The sequence below is a fragment of the Actinomadura sp. NPDC049753 genome, from assembly GCF_040674655.1.
Lineage (GTDB): Bacteria > Actinomycetota > Actinomycetes > Streptosporangiales > Streptosporangiaceae > Spirillospora > Spirillospora verrucosospora.
Genome location: NZ_JBFARL010000067.1, coordinates 1 through 20,013, shown reverse-complemented (window position 1 = coordinate 20,013; position 20,013 = coordinate 1). Strand labels below are relative to the sequence as shown.

The window sequence follows — 20,013 nt, the reverse complement described above, 5'->3', positions numbered from 1 at the left end:
CAACCACAGCCCGCACCTGGGGCCCATATCCACAAGGACAAGCCCACATGACCGACCACAGGCTGGGTCTCGCCGCTGCTAGCAACGACGACGAGACAGTCCAACTCGCGTCCAGACTGTACGAACACGTCCGCCAGCTCAACTACGCCACAGCCGGGCCACCGAGCCTCACTCTGCCCTCCACCGCTTACGTCATCCTCGGCCACCTCAGCGCAGCCACTTACGGTCTCGATCAGGTAGTCGACCAGGTCAACCGCTTCTTCCTGCGTGAACTCCAGGCTGACCGACTCGGCCACGACCACGGCGAAGACCTCACCGACGTTTTGAGCCATCACGGCCAAGCTCTGGCCGAAGCCAGGCACCACACCAAGGCTCTCTGCACCGCCCTGAACGAGGCCCAAACCGCTATCAACGCCGTCCACTCCCGACCCACCCCGGGACGCATAGCCAACCTCACAACCCAGGGCATGGCCGGCGAGCAAGACGCCGGAGTAGTCGCAGCGGCCGAGGACTTCCCGCGACCGATCAGCGATCCAACGCTCCTCGAACCTCCTCTCCTCGGCGACCGGCAAAACCCGGTCCGCACCCGCCGCCTGAAGTGCCCGGAGGCCTGAGCATGGAGCCAATGAGCCGCGAGGAACTCGCAGCCCTCCCGACCACAACCACCATCGAAACCGCCGCCCGGGCCCTCGGCCTTGGCCGCACCCGCGCCTACCAGCTAGCCCGCGAGAATCGCTTCCCCTGCAAGGTCATCCGCATAGGCACCACATACCGCGTCATCACGGCTGACCTGCAGCGCAGGTTGGCTACAGACACCAACACCTAAACAGGGTCGGCTCGGGCCCCGCTGGGCGTTCGCCGAGCGGGGCCTCGGGGAGCGCGGTATGACTTGGAGACGCGGTCGGCGAACCAACGGGAGCGTCCATGCCGGACTTGTACTGGGAGAGTGATCGCCGCCTCACTGCAATCGGGCGTACCACGCTGTCGGTGGCAGCTCGCCAAGCTGTCGTCGACGGCGAAGTGAACGCGGCCACAAGCGTCCTCGACTACGGCAGCGGGCGCGGCGACGATGTCCGTGGGCTGCGGGAGATGCGGTTTCAGGCTCATGGATGGGATCCCTTCTACGCTCCGAATGAGGCACCCCGGGCCGCGGACGTCGTGCTGCTGACCTACGTTCTCAACGTCATTGAGGACCCTGCTGAGCGACGTCAGGCGCTGCGACGGGCGTGGCACCTCACTGAGCGCCTGCTTGTGGTTACGACCAGGCTCACTTGGGATCGATCGAAGGTCCGCGGGCAACAGTACGAGGACGGCGTGCTGACGAGCAGACGGACCTTTCAACACCTGTTCAGCCCGGCGGAGCTTCGTACCTATGTAGAGCAGGGGACTGGAGGCCGCTGTGTCTCGGCTGCCCCTGGCATCGTCTATGCCTTCAAGAGTGATGACGCTCGGCTTCGCTACCTAGCCCGAAAGGTCGTTCCGCACGCCGATTGGTTGGCCTCAGAAGACACCGGTTCGGCCATCGCCGCAGTGGTGGACTACGCCGAGCGACGTGGTCGCCTACCCAGGCTAGAAGAGATGCCAGCGGAGATGGCCAAGCTCCTGGCCCACCTTCAGCCGAACGAGCTGCACCGCATTGTGAGGAAGTCGGCAACCCCGGAGAAGGTCGATGCCGGCGCCAGAACATCCACCCTGTCTACGCTGCTGTTCCTCGCGGTCGAGCTGTTCAATGGACGCGGACCGTACGCCAGTCTGCCCATCTCGCTGCAACTGGACGTCAAGACCTTCTTCTCGTCCTACAAGGAGGCGTGCAGACGGGCGGACCGGTTGCTGCTGAAGCTTCGCGACGACTCCTACGTCAGAGGGGCGATGCAGGCTTCAAAGGTCGGCAAGCTCACACCCACAGCGCTGTACGTGCATCGGCGTGCAGCTGACCAGATGCCGACAGTGCTGCGCCTGTACGAGCACTGTGCCTCAATCGCAGCAGGAAGGCCACCGTCATGGACGGTGGCCAAGCTACGCCATCAGGGTCGTGCGGTGAGCTGGTTGGACTATCCGGAGTTCGACACCGACCCGCATCCGAAGCTCCACTCGTCGTACGTAGTGGATCTCACCACCTTGAAGACCTCGTACAAGTCATACGAGGAGGCTCTCAACCGGCCGCTCCTTCACCGCAAGCATGAGTTTCTAGCTCCGGATGACCCGGATGTCCCTAAGTACCGACGACTGACACAGTCCGAGGTACGGGCTGGCCTCTACCGTCACCCCCACCTCATTGGCACAGAGGACGGTTGGAAGGGCGAGCTGCTCCGCTCCGGCAGGGAACTACGCGGACATCGCCTGGTCCGTCGCAAGGAAGTCAATCAAGCGAAGTAGGACGCTTCCTCCTGGAACGCCGAGATCTCGTTCACTAGCTCGTCCATGTCCAGGCCCTCCACTTGGTCGGGGAACCATGACAGCCGTAGACCGTTGCTGGCGACATCCTCTGGCAGCCCCATACTGCGCAGAACGTGACTTGGAGTGTAGGACGCGCTTGTGCAGGCCGAGCCTGTGGCGACAGCGACGAGCTCCTTGAGCCGCACGATCAGGGCCTCCGCATCCACTCCCTCGAAAGAGAGATTGAGGATGTGGGGGACCACATGGTCCTGGTCGCCATGGAAACGCACCTGCGTCTTGCCCAAGGCCTCAACCAGGTGAGCACGGAAGGTCGCCGCTTGGTCCCACCACTGCTGATGTTCCTTCTCGAAGATCTCAGCGGCCTTGGCAAGCCCGGCGATGAGCGGCACCGGGAGTGTCCCCGGTCGGAGCTTGCGCTCCTGGCCGCCGCCGTACATCAAGGGCGTCAGGGGAACAGTGTCGCGACCGCGTCGCCGGATGAGGAGAGTTCCGATCCCCTTGGGGCCGCCAACCTTGTGGCCGCTGATACTGATCATATCGATCGGTGCCTTGAGGTCCTGAGTGAGCTTGCCGAACCCCTGTGCGGCATCAACGTGGAGGTAGGTGGGGGTTTCGCGCAGCAGCTCGGCTAGCTCCGCGACAGGCTGGATCACTCCTGTCTCGTTGTTGACGTGCATCAGGGAGACCAGCAGAGTGTCATCGCGCAAGCGCTCCTGTACGGCTTCCACGCTCACTCTGCCAGAGGGACCCGGCGAGATCAGGTCAACTTCGAACCCACGAGAAGCAAGGTGCTCCAAGGGCTCGAGGACGGCCTTGTGTTCGATCGTGGAGCTGATGATGTGCCGGCGGGCATGGTTCTCGCCGTGTGGAGCCAGACCGAGCAGGGCAATGTTGTTACTCTCGGTCGCGCCTGACGTGAAGATCAGCTCAGAGGCGGTGGCGTTCAGCTGCCCGGAGAGCTGGTCTCGGGCTTGCTGGACGCATCGCTTGGCCCTGGTCCCCCAGTCGTGGGTGCGGCTTCCGGCGTTGCCGAACTCCGAGGTCATCCAGTGGAGGACCACCTCGGCCACACGAGGATCGACCCGTGTGGTGGCTGCTGAGTCCAAGTACACGGTCATGCTTCCTGCACCCCTCCGGCCGCTCGACTCTCACGTATGCACGTGAAAAACTAAACGTACATCCGGTAGCGTGAAGCCAGTGGGGTCACTCTTGTCTTCGCCATCGGCGAGTGGAACAACAGCAGGGTTCGAGTACGTCTTCCCTGCGATCCGAGGGATCCAGGCACAGCGAGAGTTCTATGTCTCGATGTGTCCGCTCCGCCTGATCCCCAAGATCTTCCTGTTCGACGAGGAGGAGCTGGCGCCCGAGGTGCGGGCACAGCGAGTGCTCAACAAGGCACGCATCCCTGCTCTCGCCTCCTACATCGTCAGCAACCCGACCGACTACGTGTTCTCGGCGCTGACTGCTTCGGTGGACGGGGAGATGCGTTTTGTCGGTATTGCCGACGAGGGGCCCGGCATGCGCATCGGGCAGCTCCACATCCCTATGGCTGCCCGCTTCCTCATCAACGACGGCCAGCACCGGCGAGCGGCGATCGAGACAGCGCTCACTGAGAACCCTGAACTGGGCGATGAGACCATCGCAGTCGTCTTCTTCCACGACGCGGGGCTGTCTCGTAGCCAGCAGATGTTTGCCGACCTCAACCGGCATGCAGTCCGTCCAGCCCGATCTATCGGTGTGCTCTACGACCACCGTGACGAACGCGCTAAAGCCGCCAGGCTGTTGGCACTGAAGTCACCGGTCTTCCGCAACTTCGTGGAGATGGAGAGCAGCACGCTGTCAGCTAGATCCCGCAAGTTGTTCACACTCAGTGCCCTCTACTATGCGTCCAGTTCGCTACTGCAAGGGCTTGAGCTGAGTGACGCCGACGAGGCGGCCAGACTTGCGGACGAGTACTGGACGGCCATCGATGCGCTGATCCCCGAGTGGGACCTCGTCCGGACGAGGAAGATGGCGGCAGCAGAGGTCCGGAAGCAGTACCTGCACAGTCACGGGATCGCGCTGCATGCCCTTGGCCGGCTCGGCAACACTCTTCTGCAGATATCCACAGAACCGGATTCGTGGAGACCGCGGCTGGAGCCATTGGCCAAAATCGACTGGTCCCGAACCAACCACGACTGGGAGGGCCGAGCAATCGTCGGCGGGCGCGTCTCCAAGAACCACTCCAACGTCGTGCTCACAGTCAACTACTTGCGCCAGAAGCTCGGTATGGAGCTTGGCCCCGAAGAGGCCAGCGTTGAAGCAACACACTTGCGAGGAGAGCGATGAGCGTCCCTTTGGGCATCCCAGCCCGCCGGGCTATCCCGTTCAAAGAACGTGGAGGGCTTGGCGTTGTCGTCAGGGGGTTGATTGAGGAGATCCAGGAGCTCTATCTAGCCGACAAGGTCCCTTGGGTAGTCGGTTACAGCGGCGGCAAGGACTCCACAGCCGTGCTTCAGCTGGTATGGCTCTCACTTCAGGAGCTACCGGAGGACAAGCGGACCAAGCCGGTACATGTGATCTCCACCGACACGCTGGTAGAGAATCCGATCGTCGCCAGCTGGGTCACACAGTCCCTAGCCACCATGGAGAAGGCAGCGGAGGAGCGTCATCTCCCGATCAAACCACACCGCCTCACCCCCGAAGTCAAGGACAGTTTCTGGGTCGGCCTGATCGGAAAGGGATATCCAGCACCGCGCCCTAAGTTCCGTTGGTGCACCGAACGACTCAAGATTCGCCCCTCCAACTCGTTCATTCGCAACGTAGTCCGTGAGCACGGTGAGACGATTCTTGTCCTAGGCATTCGCAAAGCGGAGAGCCAGGCTCGGGCGAGAGCCATGACACGCCATGAGAAGCACCGAGTCCGTGACCGGCTGTCTCCTAACGGGAACCTTCCCAACTCACTTGTCTACAGTCCAATCGAAGAGTGGACCAACGATGAGGTCTGGACATTCCTCATGCAGCGTCCTAACCCATGGGGGCACAACAACAAGGATCTCCTGACCATGTATCAGGGCGCCTCTAGTGATGGAGAGTGTCCGCTGGTCGTGGATAACACCACTCCCTCGTGTGGTGATAGCCGGTTCGGATGCTGGACTTGCACCCTCGTCGACCAGGACAAGTCCATGGCAGCGATGATCCAGAACGATGAGGAGAAGGAGTGGATGCAGCCGCTCCTTGAGCTGCGCAACAAGCTAGACGTCCGTAACGAGGAGGGGCGTCGTGACGACAAGCATCTCCGCGACTGGCGGAAGATGAACGGTTCTATCCAGCTGTTCAACGACCAGGTCGTCCACGGTCCTTACACACAGGAATCACGCGCTAACTGGCTGCGAGATCTTCTCAATGCCCAGACTTGGGTCCGGCAAAACGGTCCCCGCAGTGTCCGGGATATCGAACTGATCACCATGGGTGAGCTTCATGAGATCCGCCGCATCTGGGTTTTCGAGAAGCATGAGGTGGAAGACCTGCTTCCCAAAATCTATGAGAAGGAGACCGGAGATGAGTTCCCGGGGGGACCGCTAGACGAGCAGCTCGCTCTTGCGGGCGACGAAATGGAACTGCTTCGCGAAGTCTGTGGTGACGACAAGTTGCATTTCGCTACCGCACGAGAGCTGCTGGCAGTGGAGCGCAAGTTCCGTACAATGACTCGCAGGGCGGGCCTTTTTGAGGAACTAGAGAAGACGATTCGGCGCGGCTACTACGAGAACAAGGAGGACGCCGAACAGAGCGCACTGCGGATTCAGCGCGAGAAGACAGCCCCTGAGTTGCCTTTGTTTAACGAAGAGATCACCGATGCTCCTGCTTAACGTCACCCTTGAGAACTTCGGCGCCTATAGAGGAAGGCAGTCTCTTGATCTGACGACTCGTCCTGGCCGACCCGTCATCTTGATCGGTGGGCTCAATGGTTGCGGGAAGACCACTTTGCTGGACGCAATTCAGCTGGCACTCTACGGCGCACGGGCCCGCACAAGTGGACGCGGTACCCGCACCTACGATGACTACCTCCGCGAGAGCGTCAACCGTCAGGCAAGCCCTAAACATGCCAGAGTGGTTGTCGAGTTCTCCACAACGGTAGAAGGACGCGAGCGAATCTATAAGGTCGTCCGGTCCTGGGAGGTCAAGGGCAAGTCCGTCCGCGAATTTCTCAATGTGCTCATTGACGGCGAACTCGATCTAGTTGTCAGTGAGCAATGGGCTGACTACGTGGAGGACCTCCTGCCCCTGGAGGCATCCTCGCTCTTCTTCTTTGATGGCGAGAAGATTGAGTCACTTGCCAATCCGGACCGAGCAGCGTCGGTCATCGCATCGGCCGTGCAGTCGTTGTTTGGACTCAGCTCGGTTGAGCGGCTGCGTAACGACCTGCTCGCTGTACAGCGGCGCCAGAAGATCCCAAAGGAAGATCGAGAGGCTCTTGACAAGATCCACCAGTTCGAGAACCAAATCAGGGAATGCGACCAGCTGCGGGACGAGATAAACCAACGCGTCGCTTCGATGGCCTCCAGGCTTGAAGCGGCAGAGCGGCGCTTCGCCACCATCGACGAGGCTTTTGCTAAGGAAGGTGGCGACCTCTACGCCCGGCGCGCCGAACTGGAAGCTGAGCGTTCTCAGACTGCCTCTCAGCTCAAAAGCATCAACGAGGTACTCGCTGGCACTATTGCGACTGGTCCTCTTCCTCTCCTACTGCTTGCGCCACAGCTCTCCGCGGTTCGTGAGCAGGTTGAGAGGGAGCGAGATGCGAGTGAAGCGTCTCAGGTCATCGAGGTGCTAAGCGAGCGGGATTCTAAGCTGCTGAGCCTCCTTCGGGATCTTCTCCCCCCAGATGGTCTCGCACTCGCAGAAAAGCACCTAAGCGCTGACCGTCAAGAGCGGGTTTCTGTCATCAACAAAACCCCTCAAGTGCTCGACTTTCCAGTCGAGTCGCTTTCTCAGCTCATGTCCCTGGATGAGATCCTTCGTCAGGAGGCGACACGGGCGCGCGAACTTATCGAGCAAGCACAGCTTTACCAGGAACGTCTAAGCGTCCTCGATCGTCAGCTCGCTGGCGTACCCGACCACGACGTGATCGCTGTCCTTCTCCAGGAGCGGGATTCTCAGCGCGACGAGGTAACTCGATTCGGGACAGAACTCGGTAAACTCAAAGAAGAGTTGGAAGCTACGCGACGCCGACGCGAGCAACTCATACTTGACCGTGAACGTGCCTACAAGGGAAGAGCAGCAAAGCTTGCCAAGGTAGAGGACGCGGAGCGCATTGTTGCGTATGCCGACAAGGTGAGGGGCACCATGGAGAAATTTGGTGCCGCGCTCCTGCAGCGCCATATCAACAAGCTAGAGGTTGCCGTCCTGAAGAGTTTCCAGTACCTCATGCGTAAGTCCGCTCTCGTCCGCGATCTTCGCATCGATACTGAGAAATTCACACTCACCTTGGTCGGTCCTGACGACCAAGAGCTGGACCCTTCACGCCTCAGCGCCGGGGAACGTCAGCTCTTGGCTGTCTCGCTTCTCTGGGGGCTCGCGAAGGTGGCTGGTAATCGCCTGCCCACTGTGATCGATACCCCTCTTGGTCGGCTCGACAGCCGCCATCGCGAGCACCTGGTGGACCGTTATTTCCCGCGTGCCAGTCACCAGGTGCTACTGCTGTCCACAGATGAGGAAATCGACGAACACCTGCTGAGCAAGCTAGAGCCCTCGATTGCTCACACCTACACACTCATCCACGATGATAAGACGTTCACTACGTCGGTCGAAAAGGGATACTGGTGGAGTGGGGGTACTGTGCATGTCGCTTGATAACGTTCGACTCTCTCAGCCGGCAAAAGACCAGCTAATCAGACTTAAGCGAATTACCGGAATTAAGAACTGGAACACTCTGTGTCGTTGGGCGCTCGCGCTTTCTCTCCAGGACCCATCCCCACCCCTAGTCCGCGATATTAATACTGACTCCAATGTAGAAATGACCTGGAAGACTTTCGCTGGCCCCTACGGGGATATCTACTTGGCGCTTCTTAAACACCAGTGCCTGGCTGACGGCCAGGAGCCTACCGAAGAGAATCTCTCCTATATCCTGACCGTTCATGTCCATCGCGGCATCGGTCATCTAGCAGGACGCCGAGACCTCAAATCAGCCGCGGATCTGATTTCAATCGCTGCAACCTGATCAATTGCTTCGGTGAACGCCAAGTTCCATAAGTACCACCAGGTCGCACTCTCAATCACCGATGGTGTTGAGCTAGCCAGGTCACCGCTGCCCTGCACGATCGCGTCGGCTGACCTCAGAATCCTCGGCTCTTGGGGTCGCAGTTGTCGGGCCAGCGGGATCCGTGGGAGCCGGTGCCTTCTCCCGGCTTGTCGGATCAAGCTGAGGGAGCGGGAAGATGTGGCGACCCGCTGGAAGTCGGCCGTCGTGGGCGCAAACAAGGGGTGCGATGACGCCGCCGATGAGAGTGAGGACCGCGGCGCTTGGATGTCCTTATGCTTGTCGACTCCCAGGACGACGGCTTCCACATGATGGTCGACATCGGTATCGCGCATACTCAACGCTGGCCATCGAGCTCCCCGGCACGGCATCGAGAGTGATGGTCGTCGGCAGCCCGGCGTGACAGGCAGAACTGTGACGGTGGAGTTGCGTGACAAGGCCTCTGTTGGGGCACGTTGCCGGTCCAGCCGCAGCAGGTGACGCCTGGGGCAAGGACCGGCAGGTCAGTCGAAGGGCAGCCCGCCCCGCGGATCCCCGCGGTCGACCGGGTCGGCGGGCACGGCTTCCGCGGAGACTCGAGGAAGGCAAGCGCATGCGGCAAGGTGCTCGGCGGCCTCGCAGTGCTTAGCTTCCTGAGGGGTGATGACACGGGGCGTGCAGGGCGTGGAACTCTTCAGCGGCAGGCCGGCTGGAGAAGCCTCGCACCAAGGACCACGACGGCAGCGCGGGCGGTGGGACCAATAGCGGTGGGGATCGCCAGCATCACAGTGCCGGCGAGGATGTCCCACTCCGGGGATTGGGTAGCCGTTACGGCTGCTGACGAGCTAGTCCGAGCACTGTCCGTAACCAGCGCGCTGACCGCGATGGCCTGGGCCTCGTCATCTGTGCCTTAGCCAAAGTCTCCCCAGCGACCACAGCAGGTCCGGCTCGCACCCCGATCTGCTTGGAAGTCCCACCCCGACTGGGTCAGCCCATCCGCCTTGATGGATCTAAGCGGTGGGGCCGTCTCAGGCCACGTCACCGCTTTCGTCACCTGCAAAGACTCGCCCATCCTCTCCGCAGGCGCAACCTTATGTTTGCGATCTGCCAGCGCTCGGTCGCCGGAATGATCAGTCCGTCTAGCAACGGATGAGCCGTAACGCAGAGCGTTGATCAACCCTTCTACCAGGTACCCCTCCACGGCGTGAACGAGCTCGACGATTCGCAACACGCTGTGCTCGCCAGCTCACCACCGCAAGAAGAAAGAAGCTTCCGCCCTCAGAGCCGAGAGAGGTGAGTTCGGAACGAGGGCTCCCCTTGGCGACCTCACAGGAGGTAGCCTTGTTGACCGGCTTCACGAGATCCGCGTGACTGTGGCCATTGGTCCGCATGGTGGCTCGCTAGGAGGACACATATACCGTGGCTTTGACTGCCCAAACGGCCAGCTTCACTATGCTGGATGTGGATCAGACGCCAGAAAGTCCCGGCCTGTACGCATGGTACGCCACGTTTCAAGCCAGTATTCAAGATTGGAAATTTAAGCCAGACGGGGCATCGGACGGAGCAATCCTAGGTTTTCTCAACCTCTTGCGGCGGTATGCAAGTTACTATGAACCGCTCCCGATCGACCTTGCTGGGCGCGGTGCATACGGGTCTCGGTGGGAAGGGTTGCTTGAGCTAGATTATCCGCTTCGCCCAGTTGAGTCCGAGTCGGGCGACGAGGATCGACTGGGGGCCTTGCTCGATACACTGGGATCAGAGGATCGGAGGCGGGTTATGGCAACGCTGCTCAAGGCAGCAACACCCGTCTTCTCCTCTCCCCTCTACATTGGAGTCGCCGAAAACCTGCAGAATCGACTAAAGCAACACAAGCGCGACTTTGAACAAGCGGACGAATGGCTTCGGGACCACCCAGAAGATGCTCAAGTGATCAGGCTTCGTGGCAAGTCGTTTGGGCAAAGGGCGGCTGCACGGGGGATCTCGATGAACAATCTCGAGGTCTGGGTGATTCATCTCGAGGAGGACGATCAAGACGGCGTCACCGTTAAAGAAGTTAGAAGGACTGCGGAGTCGACCGAATGGCTTCTGCACAGGCTGTACTCACCGATTTTGGGAAAGCAGTAGGCGATGTACGGATTCGGGACTAGCGTTACCTTCAGCAACTGGGTGAGAGGGACCTGGGGCAGCTTCGCTACTCCGGCTGGACGCGTCGACTATGTCATGACCAAGGCTAGGCTCGGCGCCGACTCAAGCGACCCGGAGCGTCAACTTACTAAGAGTCTGGCTCCGGTCCGTGAGGTGATGGAGGCGAGCTCTCTCGATTTCAGCCAGCTACTTCAGCGAGACCTTGATGACCATAGGGTCGCCGTCAATCTGATTCCTTATCTCTTGCGCCCAGAGGTAGCTAGCCCCGCCTTCTTTCCGCCAATAGTAGCGGTTCTTCTGCCCTTTCACAATAATAGGCCTTCCCATTTTCCAGCTTTGGCAGAGGCCAGCGTTGAAACGATCGACAATGCTAAATGGCGGATGCAGCGCGCGGAGAGTGCGTTCCAGGTCGAACGACTCCTCACGCCAAATGATGAGCCTCATCCAGAAAGTCTGGCACGACTCCGGTGGAATCAGTCCGATGCCAGGTTGGTTGTCCTCGACGGTCAACACCGTGCAATGGCGTTGCTCGCAATCGAGCGTACACATACGAATAGCTGGCAGACGACAACCGGAGCTCGTTTCCGGTCGTTCTATGAAGCTCAGGTCAAGCAGGAGCTTCGTCGCCATGGCGGCGACTTCGACCTGAGCGCCATCGAAGTTCCGGTGGCAGTATGCTGGTTTCCTGAAAAGACGGGTCCGGAACAAGAGCCACACAGGGCCGCCCGCAAGCTCTTCGTCGACGTCAATAAGGAGGCGAAGCCGCCGAGCGAATCACGCATCATTCTTCTCTCGGACTCTGAGCTCGTCAACGTCCTTACACGGAGCATGCTCGGAGAGCTACGGGAAAATCAGAATCATAACGCGGAATACCTGCCACTCTACGCCGTTGAATATGACAATCCAGAGGTAAATTCCTCTCGGCCGGCTCGCTGGTCAGTAATGACCAATATTCACCTGCTGAAGATGGCAGTTGATCGGTGTATTTTCGGCCCACCGAAGTATCTCCAGAACGTTAAGCTGAAGATAGTGGGGAGGCCAAGTCCTCCCGAGCGAGACGCGTTTATGCGCGAGCAGCTAAATATGGCTGAGCTCTTTGGCTCCGAGGTCGAGGACGGCGGATTTACCTATCAGCGCGACAATATAGGTGACCGCGAGTTTCCGCTTGGCCAGAGCAGTGTTATAAGTCACCAGTTTACACAGACCTGGGGCCGAGCGATGCTTACCCTTCTCTCCAGGACTGCGCCTTACGCGGCTCACGCAAACGCACTCACGAAGTTCAAGGACGACTGGCATGTAGATGACACCTTCATGTCACTGGCTCACGACGCACTGTTCAGCGGGGTAGGTGTCTACTGGACGCTGCGGGATAGCTACGATCACTATCTTACTGAGCAAGGGAAAGGTGCGACCCGCCAGCAATCCAAATCGGATGTAGTTCGCGCGTGGGAGCTCCTTAAGAAGCGAGAGAGTGACTTCGAAGTATACCGTTCTAATGCCTACTTGGAGTCCGGAAAGAGAGAGGTCGTACAAGTCTCTAAGAACGCTTATGCGGTTTTCAATACTCACGCATGCCAACTCGGTCTGATTATGACGATGGGGACCTTGTGGGAGCTTCGCAAGAAGCAGGTCGGCAAAGTGAATCTGGCAGACCTTCCATCGTTTGCGGAGGCGATGGTAGAAGGTCTCAACACCTTCCTTGCCAAGGACAACGGTAAGGTCAAGGATCGAAGGCAGGTACTTGTAAAGAAGGACATCAAGAACCCTGTCAATCAGATCGCGAACATGGACACTCCTCAGGCAGTCTACTTCCGCTTCTTCTGGCTACAGATGCTGGCTGTGCCTGAGGCCTGGGAGGCAATCGCTAGTTGGATCCCAGACCGCAACGGGTTCGACAACATTCTGGGGCAGGCACGAGAACTCTACCTCGACCTGTGCACTGACCAGAGATTCAAGGCACTAAAGACCAGCCGCCCCAGCACAGAAGAGGCCAAGCTTCGCTCGGAAGCCGAGGCTGCGGCAAGCAAGGCCTTGATGCGGTCTCTTCGAGATTGGTTCGACCTCCCCGAGGATTCGTATGAGTTGTGGTATCGGGAGGAACGAGGGAAGTCGAAGGGGTTGGCGGCGGTCGTTGAACAGACCGAGGATGACGTTGAAGACGCAGGAGGAGACAACTCCCACGCGCCGGCTACTAAGCTCGCGGACCTTCTCGATGACGAATAGCTGGACGACTCGCGCCATAACCGACGCCTACCGTCTTCGCTTGCTGCCGGGATAGTTTTCGACCGCTAGTGTGCTCCCCGATCTGGGTCCCTCCTCCAGGCTTTGGATCGGGAGAAGCCCTGACCGGCTGCAGGTGCCGATACAGGCCCCGGGGGGTACTCCCTGCAGTGCGAAGACCACTCAATCCAGTCCATCGCTCAAAAGGGGTGGCATCCGACGGGTTCTTGCGGAAGCCTGGATAAGGTGAGCAAAGTACACTCGAGGAAGTCAGGTCTGTACGACGGCTTCGAGGGCTACCGGACGGCCAGCGAGCGCGACCTCAAGCAGGTTCTGACCCGTGGCCTTGTAGTACTCGACGCCAACGTTCTCCTCAATCTCTACCGCTACACCAGCACTACCCGAGCTGACTTCCTAGAGGTGCTTACTAAGATCGGGGACCGGCTATGGATTCCTCACCAGGCACTTGATGAATTCTGGCGCAACAGAGAGAATACCATCCGCGATCCCTCGAATGCTCGGGACACGATCAAGCAGCTGGAAGCCAAGCTGAACGATTCGTTGGCGATAATTAGGGGCTGGTCTAAAAGAATCGCACTCACTGATACTGTGGCTGCTGATCTTACGAACAGGCTCGATAATGCCTTCGATGAAGTAACTGCCACGATCAAGCAGGTTGCCGACCGGGAATCGTCCGAACTGTCGCGCGCGACTCACGAAGACCCGGTTGTTAACGATCTCGAGCCGCTCATTGCGGGCAGACGAGGCGAGCCGTTCTCCGAAGGTAAGAGAGCGGTACTAGTTAAGCAGGCGATGGAGCGAATCGAAAATTCGATTCCGCCCGGCTATAAAGACAAGAGCAAGGTCAGAGGCGAGGACGGTGCCTCCAAGGCTGCCGGTGATTATCTTCTATGGGTGCAGGTCATAGAAGAGGTGAAGGTGCGCAACGTGGACGTTCTCCTGGTTACTGGGGACGTCAAAGAGGACTGGTGGCGAAAGGAAGATGGCGAGATTCGCGGCCCCCGCCTCGAACTAGTTCAAGAGATGAAGCGCCTCACCGGCCGCCGGCTGCTTATGCTGCGCCCGGAGAGCTTGCTTCTGCACGCCAAGAAGCTTCTCGCTATCGAGGTCAGCGAGACCTCGTTCCAGGACATTAACCGTGTCGGGGAGTATCTGGCCAAGGAAGACGGCGAAGAGTGGCAAAGCAATGAAGTGGAGGAGACTGCCGACTCCCCCAAAGGTCCCGGAGAGCGGTATCTTCTCGATAAGCTGCCCGAAGGTCGCAGCGGCGATTACCTGGAGATAGTCGCCGATATGGCTGGCCTGGTTCCGGAGTCGCCGGACCTTGACGCCTATCTCGATGCCTTCCAAGAACGTTTTCCGGGCATCACGCTCCGCAGCGTCGCACGTCGGCGAATGCGCGTGCTCGTTTCCCTTGGTCTCGTTCATATTCAAGGTCGCCAGGTCAGACTCACTGACCTTGGTGAGAGATTCATTCGCGAGAAGTCTATCTCGATCATTCGGCAGAGCCTCCTCGATCGGATCGCCGGCGCATCTGAGATTGTCGACCTCACCCAGAAGCACAGCCCCGATGATGTACGCGACCTCCTCCGTACCACGCCGCCTGCAGGTCTGAGCCCGACGCAAGCCCGACTCGTTTACCGATGGCTCTGCAAGTTTGAGGTGGTGACTACCTAATCCGCAGAGGCTCGTGGTGTTTGGCTTCTGGCCGAAGTGTGCTGTTGGCCCCTCCCCTAACCGCCGGCCAAGCTTCGCCCTACGGGCGAGGTTTTCTCTAGCCCAGGTGTGTCAACGTCGGGCGAGATCCTCGCGCCTTCAGGACAAGAGGCTGGGCTCCAAGTTGCGGAGGCGGTGGTTGGGGCAGTGCCGCGAGGCGTGGCTATGAGTTCCTGCGGGCACTGACCGCAGCATCCCCACCTACCCTGCTGGCGGGCGATGCCGGTGGGGCGGTGCGGCTCGGTGTGCGAGATCTAGAGAGGGAGGCTTGAGGTTGTGGCGGCAACTCACGTCAGGTTCACGCCTTCTGACCGGGTCAAACTCATACATCACCTCCGCGGACGCAACCGGAGAGCGCGCAGCCTCCGGATAGGAGTGAAGCATGGAGGGGTGTGAGCGCGATTTCCATAGGGCCATTGTGGCGATCTACCAGGCGGCCAAGCGAGAGCTGGGTTACAGCGCCACTCGGTTCCTGCAGATGGTGAGCAGCGAAGGCGGGTTGGCCGCAGCCAAGCAACTTCTCTGGTCTGACACGCCCTCGGACGGGTTCACAACCCTCCGGGACCACGGCGGCTTGATCTGACCGTGGAAGCTCACGTCCCTCGCCCAGAGGAGCTCTTCACCGACGATGACCGCCAGAAAGCGCGTGAGCGGCTTGAGCGGTACGGCTGGGTAGAACGATTGCCCTGACGGGGCCACGGCGACACGACGCTCGCCACGAGCCCACCGTCTGGCCTCAACCAGGCCACTGAGGGGAGTGGGCCTCCAGGGAATCTACCCGGGGGCTCTGGGGTGGCATGGCGGCCGCCTCGGGTCGAGGTCATGGCCTGGAGGTTGAGCCGTGGGCCAGCGGTGTGTACGTCCGGACGGGTCACGTGGAGCAGGCGTACGGGGCACGGATCTGAACCTGCGGTGGGCGGAGGTGGTCCGGTCGGTGCTGGTGCGAGGTGGACGGTGTCCGTGGGTGGCGGTGGAGTTCGCGGACGAATGGCGGACAAAAGATCTTGAGGCCGGTCTCCGTGGGGGAGAACCGGCCTCTGACCTGCACCTTTGTGTCGGGGTGGCGGGATTTGAACCCACGACCTCTTCGTCCCGAACGAAGCGCGCTGCCAAGCTGCGCTACACCCCGGTGGTGGCTGCCCGGGAGTCGTACGTTCTCCCGGCGCCTAGTCCACCTTAGCGGATGCTGGGGAGTGGTGCGTCCCTGATTTTCGGGCTGTGAAGGCGGTCACGGCGCCGGAGCTCGTGAGGGTGATGTTCGTCAGGGCGGCCTCCTCCAACCAGGTTCGGAGGTCGGCTCTGGTGCCTGGGTTGCCGAAGGCGCCTTGGTGCTGGAGGAGCTTGATCAAAGGGTCTCGGCCGGCGCCCTTGACGATGGTTGTGCCTTGGAGGGTGCCGCCCACGCGTAGGACCCGGGTTAGTTCGTGTAGGGCGGTTTGGGGGTCTTGCAGGCAGTGGAGGCCGTTGTAGGTGAGGCAGACGTCGAAGGTGGAGGTGGGGAAGGGGAGGTTGTAGATGTCGGCCTGGACGAGGGTTGTCGTCTTGCGGCGGGCCCTCTTGAGCATGGTCGGGGAGAGGTCGGCTGCCACGTGGCGAGGGTTGTTGCGTATGGCCAGGCCGCCGCCGCAGGGGATGTCCAGGGTTAGGGCGGACATGTCATGGGCGGCTATGGCCTTGTGGAGGTGGGTTATGTCGTAGTTCCAGAGGGCGCGGGCTCCCAGGCGGGAGAGGGCGCGGTTCTGGACGGCGACGTCGTACAGGGTTGCTAGGAGCGGGGCGGTCTTCCAGTTCACCGGCGAGGGACGAGGGTGAGCAGGGAGGCCTCGGGTGGGCAGCAGAAGCGCATGGGGGCCTTCGGGGACGTGCCCAGGCCCGCGGAGACGTGGAGCCAGGAGCCGCGGTGCCTGTGGAGGCCCTTGACCCGGGGGCGGTCGATGCCGCAGTTCGTGGCGAGGGCGCCGTAGAAGGGGACGCAGACCTGGCCGCCGTGGGTGTGGCCGGCGAGCAGGAGGTCGTAGCCGTCGGCGGTGAAGCGGTCGAGGTTGCGGGGCTCCGGGGAGTGCATGATGCCGAGGTGGACGTCGGCCTGGGGGTCGACGGGGCCGGCGATCTTGTCGTAGCGGTCCCGGTTGATGTGGGAGTCGTCGATGCCGCCGAACTCGATGTCCAGTTCGCCCACCTTGAGGCGGCCGATGCGGTTGTTCAGGTCGAGCCAGCCGGCGGCCTGGAGGGAGGAGCCGAGCTCGCGGTAGGGGAGGTCGGGCTCGCGGCGGCGGCGGCCGTAGTCGGACTTGCTCGTGCGCCAGATGTAGCGGAGCGGGTTCTTCAGGACCGGGGAGTACAGGTCGTTGGAGCCGTAGACGAAGACGCCGGGGCGGTCGAGGAGGGGGCCGAGGGCGTCGAGGAAGGGGCCGATCGCGTCGCGGTGGGAGAGGGTGTCGCCGGTGTTGACGACGAGGTCGGGCTCCAGGGCGTCCAGCGAGCGGACCCAGTGGATCAGGCGGGATCTGCCGGGCGTGAGGTGCGCGTCGGAGATGTGCAGGATCTTCACCGGGGGGCGGCCGGGCGGCAGCACGGGCACGTCGAAGCGGCGGAGGCGGAACCAGTTCCGCTCGATCAACGAGGCGTACCCGAAGGTCGCGGCGCCAGCGCCCAGCACTCCCAGCGGCACGGCGTGGATCTTTCGCACGGCTCTCCCTTCTCAGGGTTCCATGCTTTCAGACATGGGCGCCGCTCGGTAATCCTGATGAGGCGGAAGGTCGCGGACGGGCATGATGTTGGGCATGACCCTGAAGGAGAAGCTGGAGACCGATCTGTCGTCCGCGATGAAGGCGCGCGACGAGCTGCGCACGCGCACGCTGCGCATGGCGCTCACGGCGGTGAAGAACGAGGAGGTCGCCGGCAAGCAGTCGCGGACGCTTTCCGACGACGACGTCGTGAAGGTGCTCACGCGGGAGGCGAAGAAGCGGCGGGAGGCCGCGACGGCCTTCGGTGACGCGGGGCGCGAGGAGCAGGCGCAGGCGGAGCGGGACGAGGGCGAGGTGCTGGAGGAGTACCTGCCCGCGCAGCTGTCCGACGAGGAGCTGACCGCGCTGGTGGCGGACGCGATCGCCGAGACGGGCGCGTCGGGGCCCCGGGCGATGGGGCAGGTCATGAAGTCGGTGAACCCGAAGGTGGCCGGGCGCGCGGAGGGCGGGCGCGTCGCGGCTGAGGTGAAGCGGCAGCTGGCGGAATGAGAAAGGGCCCGGCATGGCGCCGGGCCCTTTCGCGTCAGTCGCCGGAGGGCGGGGCGCCGCGCTTCTTGCCGCCGCTCACGTAGAGGATGACGGTGGTGCCGGGCGGGACGGAGCTGCCCGCGTCGGGCGAGGTGGACACGACAGTGCCCTTCGGCTGGTCGGAGTCGACCGAGCCGGACGCGACCTGGACATTCAGGTCGGCGCCCTTGAGCCGGGCGGTGGCGGCGGCGACCGTGAGGCCCTTCACCTGCGGGACCTTCGTGGTGTCGCCGAAGTCGCGGGTCGGGGTCTGGAAGCCGGGGGCGGGCTTGCCCGCGAGGGCGTTGCGCATGGACTGCTGCCACATGCCGCCGGGGATGTCCGCGCCGTAGACGCCGTAGACCTTGTACTGCCAGGGGCCGCGGAAGTCCCAGTAGGCGGTGGCGGCGGCGAGGTTCGGGGTGAACCCGGCGAACACGGCGCAGGTGAATTCTTCACAGGTTCCGGTCTTGCCGGCGGCGGGACGTCCGATGCCGCGCCCGGCGGCGGTGCCCTTGGTGAGGACGCCCTGCAGGATCGAGTTGACCTTGTCGGCGACGTCCTGGTCGAGGGCCTGGTGGCAGTCCTGCTTGGGAAGCTTGAGCTTCTTGCCCTCCGGGTCGACGACCTCGGTCACCGAGATGGGGGCGCAGTACTTGCCGCGGGCGGCGAAGCCGGCGTAGGCGGCGGCGAGGTGCACCATGTCGATGTCGTTGACGCCGAGGACCTGCGAGGCGATCGGCATCAGGGGGTCGCCGGTGGCCTGCTTCATCCCGAACTTCTCGGCCATCTTGACGGCGTTGCAGACGCCGACGCGCTTCTCCAGGACGGCGTAGAAGGTGTTGACCGAGTGCCAGGTGCCGGTCTTCAGGTCGAAGTTGCCCTTCTCGCTGTCACCCGCGTTCGACAGCGTCCAGGAACCGCCGCCGACCATGGCGTTCTTCACCTTCTTGCCGTCGAACATCCCGGTGTAGCGGCACGACTGGAACCCGCTGACCGTGGTGGTCTGCGGCGAGTTGATGGTCGTGCTGACCGGGATGCCCTGGTCGATGGCGGCGGCGAGGGTGAAGACCTTGAAGGTCGAGCCCGCCGAGACGCCGCTTCCGCCGCCGTGCGCGGAGTCGGCCGGGAGGTTGATGGTCGTCCGGCCCTTGCCGGGGCCGTACCGCTTGCTCAGCCCGATGGCCCGGATCTTGCCGGTGCCGGGCTCGACCATCGCCTCGGCGCCGACGCGGTTGCCGCCGGGGGCGACGGTGCCGCGCAGGGCCCTGTCGACGGCGCGCTGGTCGTCCATGTCGAGGGTGGTGCGGATGGTGTAGCCGCCGCGGTTCAGCTTGTTGACGACGTTCTGCTGCTGCTTCGGCTTGAGCTGCCAGTACTTGCCGTCCGACAGGATGTTGAGCATGTCGTACTTCACGTACTCGCAGAAGTACGGCGCCTTGCTGGTCTCGCAGCCGCCGACCGGGTCGGTGCGGTTCAGCTGGATGGGCTTGGCGGCCTCCGTGTCGGCCTGTGCCTTGCTGATGTGGCCGAGCTGCGCCATCCGGTAGAGGACGACGTCGCGCCGCTTGCGCGCGTCCTTGGGGTTGCGGATGGGGTCGTAGGCCGTGGGGTTCTGGGTGATGCCGGCGAGCAGCGCGGCCTGGCCGAGCTCCAGCTTGGAGGCGGGGATGCTGAAGTACCGCTTGGCCGCCGCCTGGACGCCGTACGCGCCGGCGCTGAAGTAGGCGACGTTCATGTAGCCCTCAAGGATCTGGTCCTTGGTGAGGCGCTGCTCGATGTCGAGCGCGTAGCGGAGCTCGCGCAGCTTGCGTCCGACCGTGGGCGCCGTGACCTCGCGGTACTCCTCCTCGGACTTGGCGCTGTCGACGAGGAGGTTCTTGACGTACTGCTGGGTGAGCGTGGAGCCGCCCTGCGTCTGCTCGGACTCGACGTTGGAGGCCATCGCGCGGATGGTGCCCTTGAGGTCGAGCGCGCCGTGCTCGTAGAAGCGCGAGTCCTCGATGTCGATCATGGCCTGCCGCATGATGGGGGCGACCTGGTCGA

At 61.9% G+C, this 20,013-nt stretch carries 16 protein-coding genes and 1 tRNA gene; 11 read left to right on the top strand and 6 right to left on the bottom strand.

The window, feature by feature from the left end:
* Positions 1-47: 47 nt before the first annotated feature.
* The 3 genes from AB0K37_RS19035 to AB0K37_RS19025 all read left to right on the top strand — a co-directional run bounded on the left by AB0K37_RS19035 (position 48) and on the right by AB0K37_RS19025 (position 2,376).
* Positions 48-614: a hypothetical protein gene (locus AB0K37_RS19035; protein ID WP_363982494.1), complete on the top strand. Its 567-nt coding sequence runs from the start codon at positions 48-50 to the stop codon at positions 612-614.
* An 11-nt stretch (positions 615-625) separates the two neighbouring features.
* Positions 626-826 carry a helix-turn-helix domain-containing protein gene (locus tag AB0K37_RS19030; RefSeq protein WP_363982491.1) on the top strand — a complete coding sequence of 67 codons (201 nt, stop codon included), beginning with the start codon at positions 626-628 and terminating at the stop codon, positions 824-826.
* 98 nt (positions 827-924) lie between these two features.
* Complete coding sequence (locus AB0K37_RS19025) at positions 925-2,376, top strand: DNA phosphorothioation-associated putative methyltransferase (protein WP_363982488.1); 1,452 nt, start codon at positions 925-927, stop codon at positions 2,374-2,376.
* Here AB0K37_RS19025 and dndA read toward each other — a convergent pair.
* Positions 2,364-3,515, bottom strand: a complete 1,152-nt coding sequence (dndA, locus tag AB0K37_RS19020; protein WP_363982485.1) for a cysteine desulfurase DndA — start codon at positions 3,513-3,515, stop codon at positions 2,364-2,366. The genes AB0K37_RS19025 and dndA overlap by 13 nt on opposite strands.
* Positions 3,516-3,594: 79 nt before the next feature.
* Between dndA and dndB the strand changes: the two genes are divergently transcribed.
* The 5 genes from dndB (at position 3,595) to AB0K37_RS18995 (ending at position 10,735) form a co-directional block, all read left to right on the top strand.
* Complete coding sequence (gene dndB / locus AB0K37_RS19015) at positions 3,595-4,725, top strand: DNA sulfur modification protein DndB (RefSeq protein WP_363982482.1); 1,131 nt, start codon at positions 3,595-3,597, stop codon at positions 4,723-4,725.
* Entirely contained in the window at positions 4,722-6,245 is a 1,524-nt protein-coding gene (gene dndC, locus AB0K37_RS19010; protein WP_363982479.1) for a DNA phosphorothioation system sulfurtransferase DndC, read from the top strand. Before dndB ends, dndC begins: the two co-directional genes overlap by 4 nt.
* Positions 6,232-8,226 carry a DNA sulfur modification protein DndD gene (gene dndD / locus AB0K37_RS19005; RefSeq protein ID WP_363982476.1) on the top strand — a complete coding sequence of 665 codons (1,995 nt, stop codon included), beginning with the start codon at positions 6,232-6,234 and terminating at the stop codon, positions 8,224-8,226. The genes dndC and dndD overlap by 14 nt, the downstream gene beginning before the upstream one ends.
* Positions 8,156-8,593, top strand: coding sequence for a DNA sulfur modification protein DndE (gene dndE, locus AB0K37_RS19000; RefSeq protein WP_363982473.1), 438 nt, complete (start codon positions 8,156-8,158; stop codon positions 8,591-8,593). The genes dndD and dndE overlap by 71 nt, the downstream gene beginning before the upstream one ends.
* A 1,794-nt stretch (positions 8,594-10,387) precedes the next feature.
* Entirely contained in the window at positions 10,388-10,735 is a 348-nt protein-coding gene (locus AB0K37_RS18995) for a GIY-YIG nuclease family protein (RefSeq protein WP_363982470.1), read from the top strand.
* A gap of 207 nt (positions 10,736-10,942) precedes the next feature.
* Here the strand turns inward: AB0K37_RS18995 and AB0K37_RS18990 are convergent, their stop codons facing one another.
* A complete protein-coding gene (locus AB0K37_RS18990) occupies positions 10,943-11,200 on the bottom strand; it encodes a hypothetical protein (RefSeq protein WP_363982467.1) in 258 nt (85 codons plus the stop codon).
* A 75-nt stretch (positions 11,201-11,275) separates the two neighbouring features.
* Here AB0K37_RS18990 and AB0K37_RS18985 point away from each other — a divergent pair, with 75 nt between their 5' ends.
* Positions 11,276-12,979, top strand: coding sequence for a hypothetical protein (locus tag AB0K37_RS18985; protein ID WP_363982464.1), 1,704 nt, complete (start codon positions 11,276-11,278; stop codon positions 12,977-12,979).
* 243 nt (positions 12,980-13,222) lie between these two features.
* Entirely contained in the window at positions 13,223-14,674 is a 1,452-nt protein-coding gene (locus AB0K37_RS18980; protein ID WP_363982461.1) for a PIN-like domain-containing protein, read from the top strand.
* A gap of 1,094 nt (positions 14,675-15,768) precedes the next feature.
* Here AB0K37_RS18980 and AB0K37_RS18975 read toward each other — a convergent pair.
* The 3 genes from AB0K37_RS18975 to AB0K37_RS18965 form a co-directional block, all read right to left on the bottom strand.
* A tRNA-Pro gene (locus tag AB0K37_RS18975) sits at positions 15,769-15,842 on the bottom strand.
* 37 nt (positions 15,843-15,879) lie between these two features.
* On the bottom strand, positions 15,880-16,506 hold the full coding sequence (locus tag AB0K37_RS18970; protein ID WP_363982459.1) for a methyltransferase domain-containing protein: 627 nt from the start codon (positions 16,504-16,506) through the stop codon (positions 15,880-15,882).
* Positions 16,503-17,402 carry a metallophosphoesterase gene (locus AB0K37_RS18965; RefSeq protein WP_185029430.1) on the bottom strand — a complete coding sequence of 300 codons (900 nt, stop codon included), beginning with the start codon at positions 17,400-17,402 and terminating at the stop codon, positions 16,503-16,505. Before AB0K37_RS18965 ends, AB0K37_RS18970 begins: the two co-directional genes overlap by 4 nt.
* A gap of 94 nt (positions 17,403-17,496) precedes the next feature.
* Between AB0K37_RS18965 and AB0K37_RS18960 the strand changes: the two genes are divergently transcribed.
* Positions 17,497-17,949: a GatB/YqeY domain-containing protein gene (locus AB0K37_RS18960; protein ID WP_363982456.1), complete on the top strand. Its 453-nt coding sequence runs from the start codon at positions 17,497-17,499 to the stop codon at positions 17,947-17,949.
* A gap of 34 nt (positions 17,950-17,983) precedes the next feature.
* Here AB0K37_RS18960 and AB0K37_RS18955 read toward each other — a convergent pair.
* Positions 17,984-20,013 (bottom strand): transglycosylase domain-containing protein (locus tag AB0K37_RS18955; RefSeq protein WP_363982453.1); only part of this gene is annotated, 2,030 nt, incomplete at its 5' end.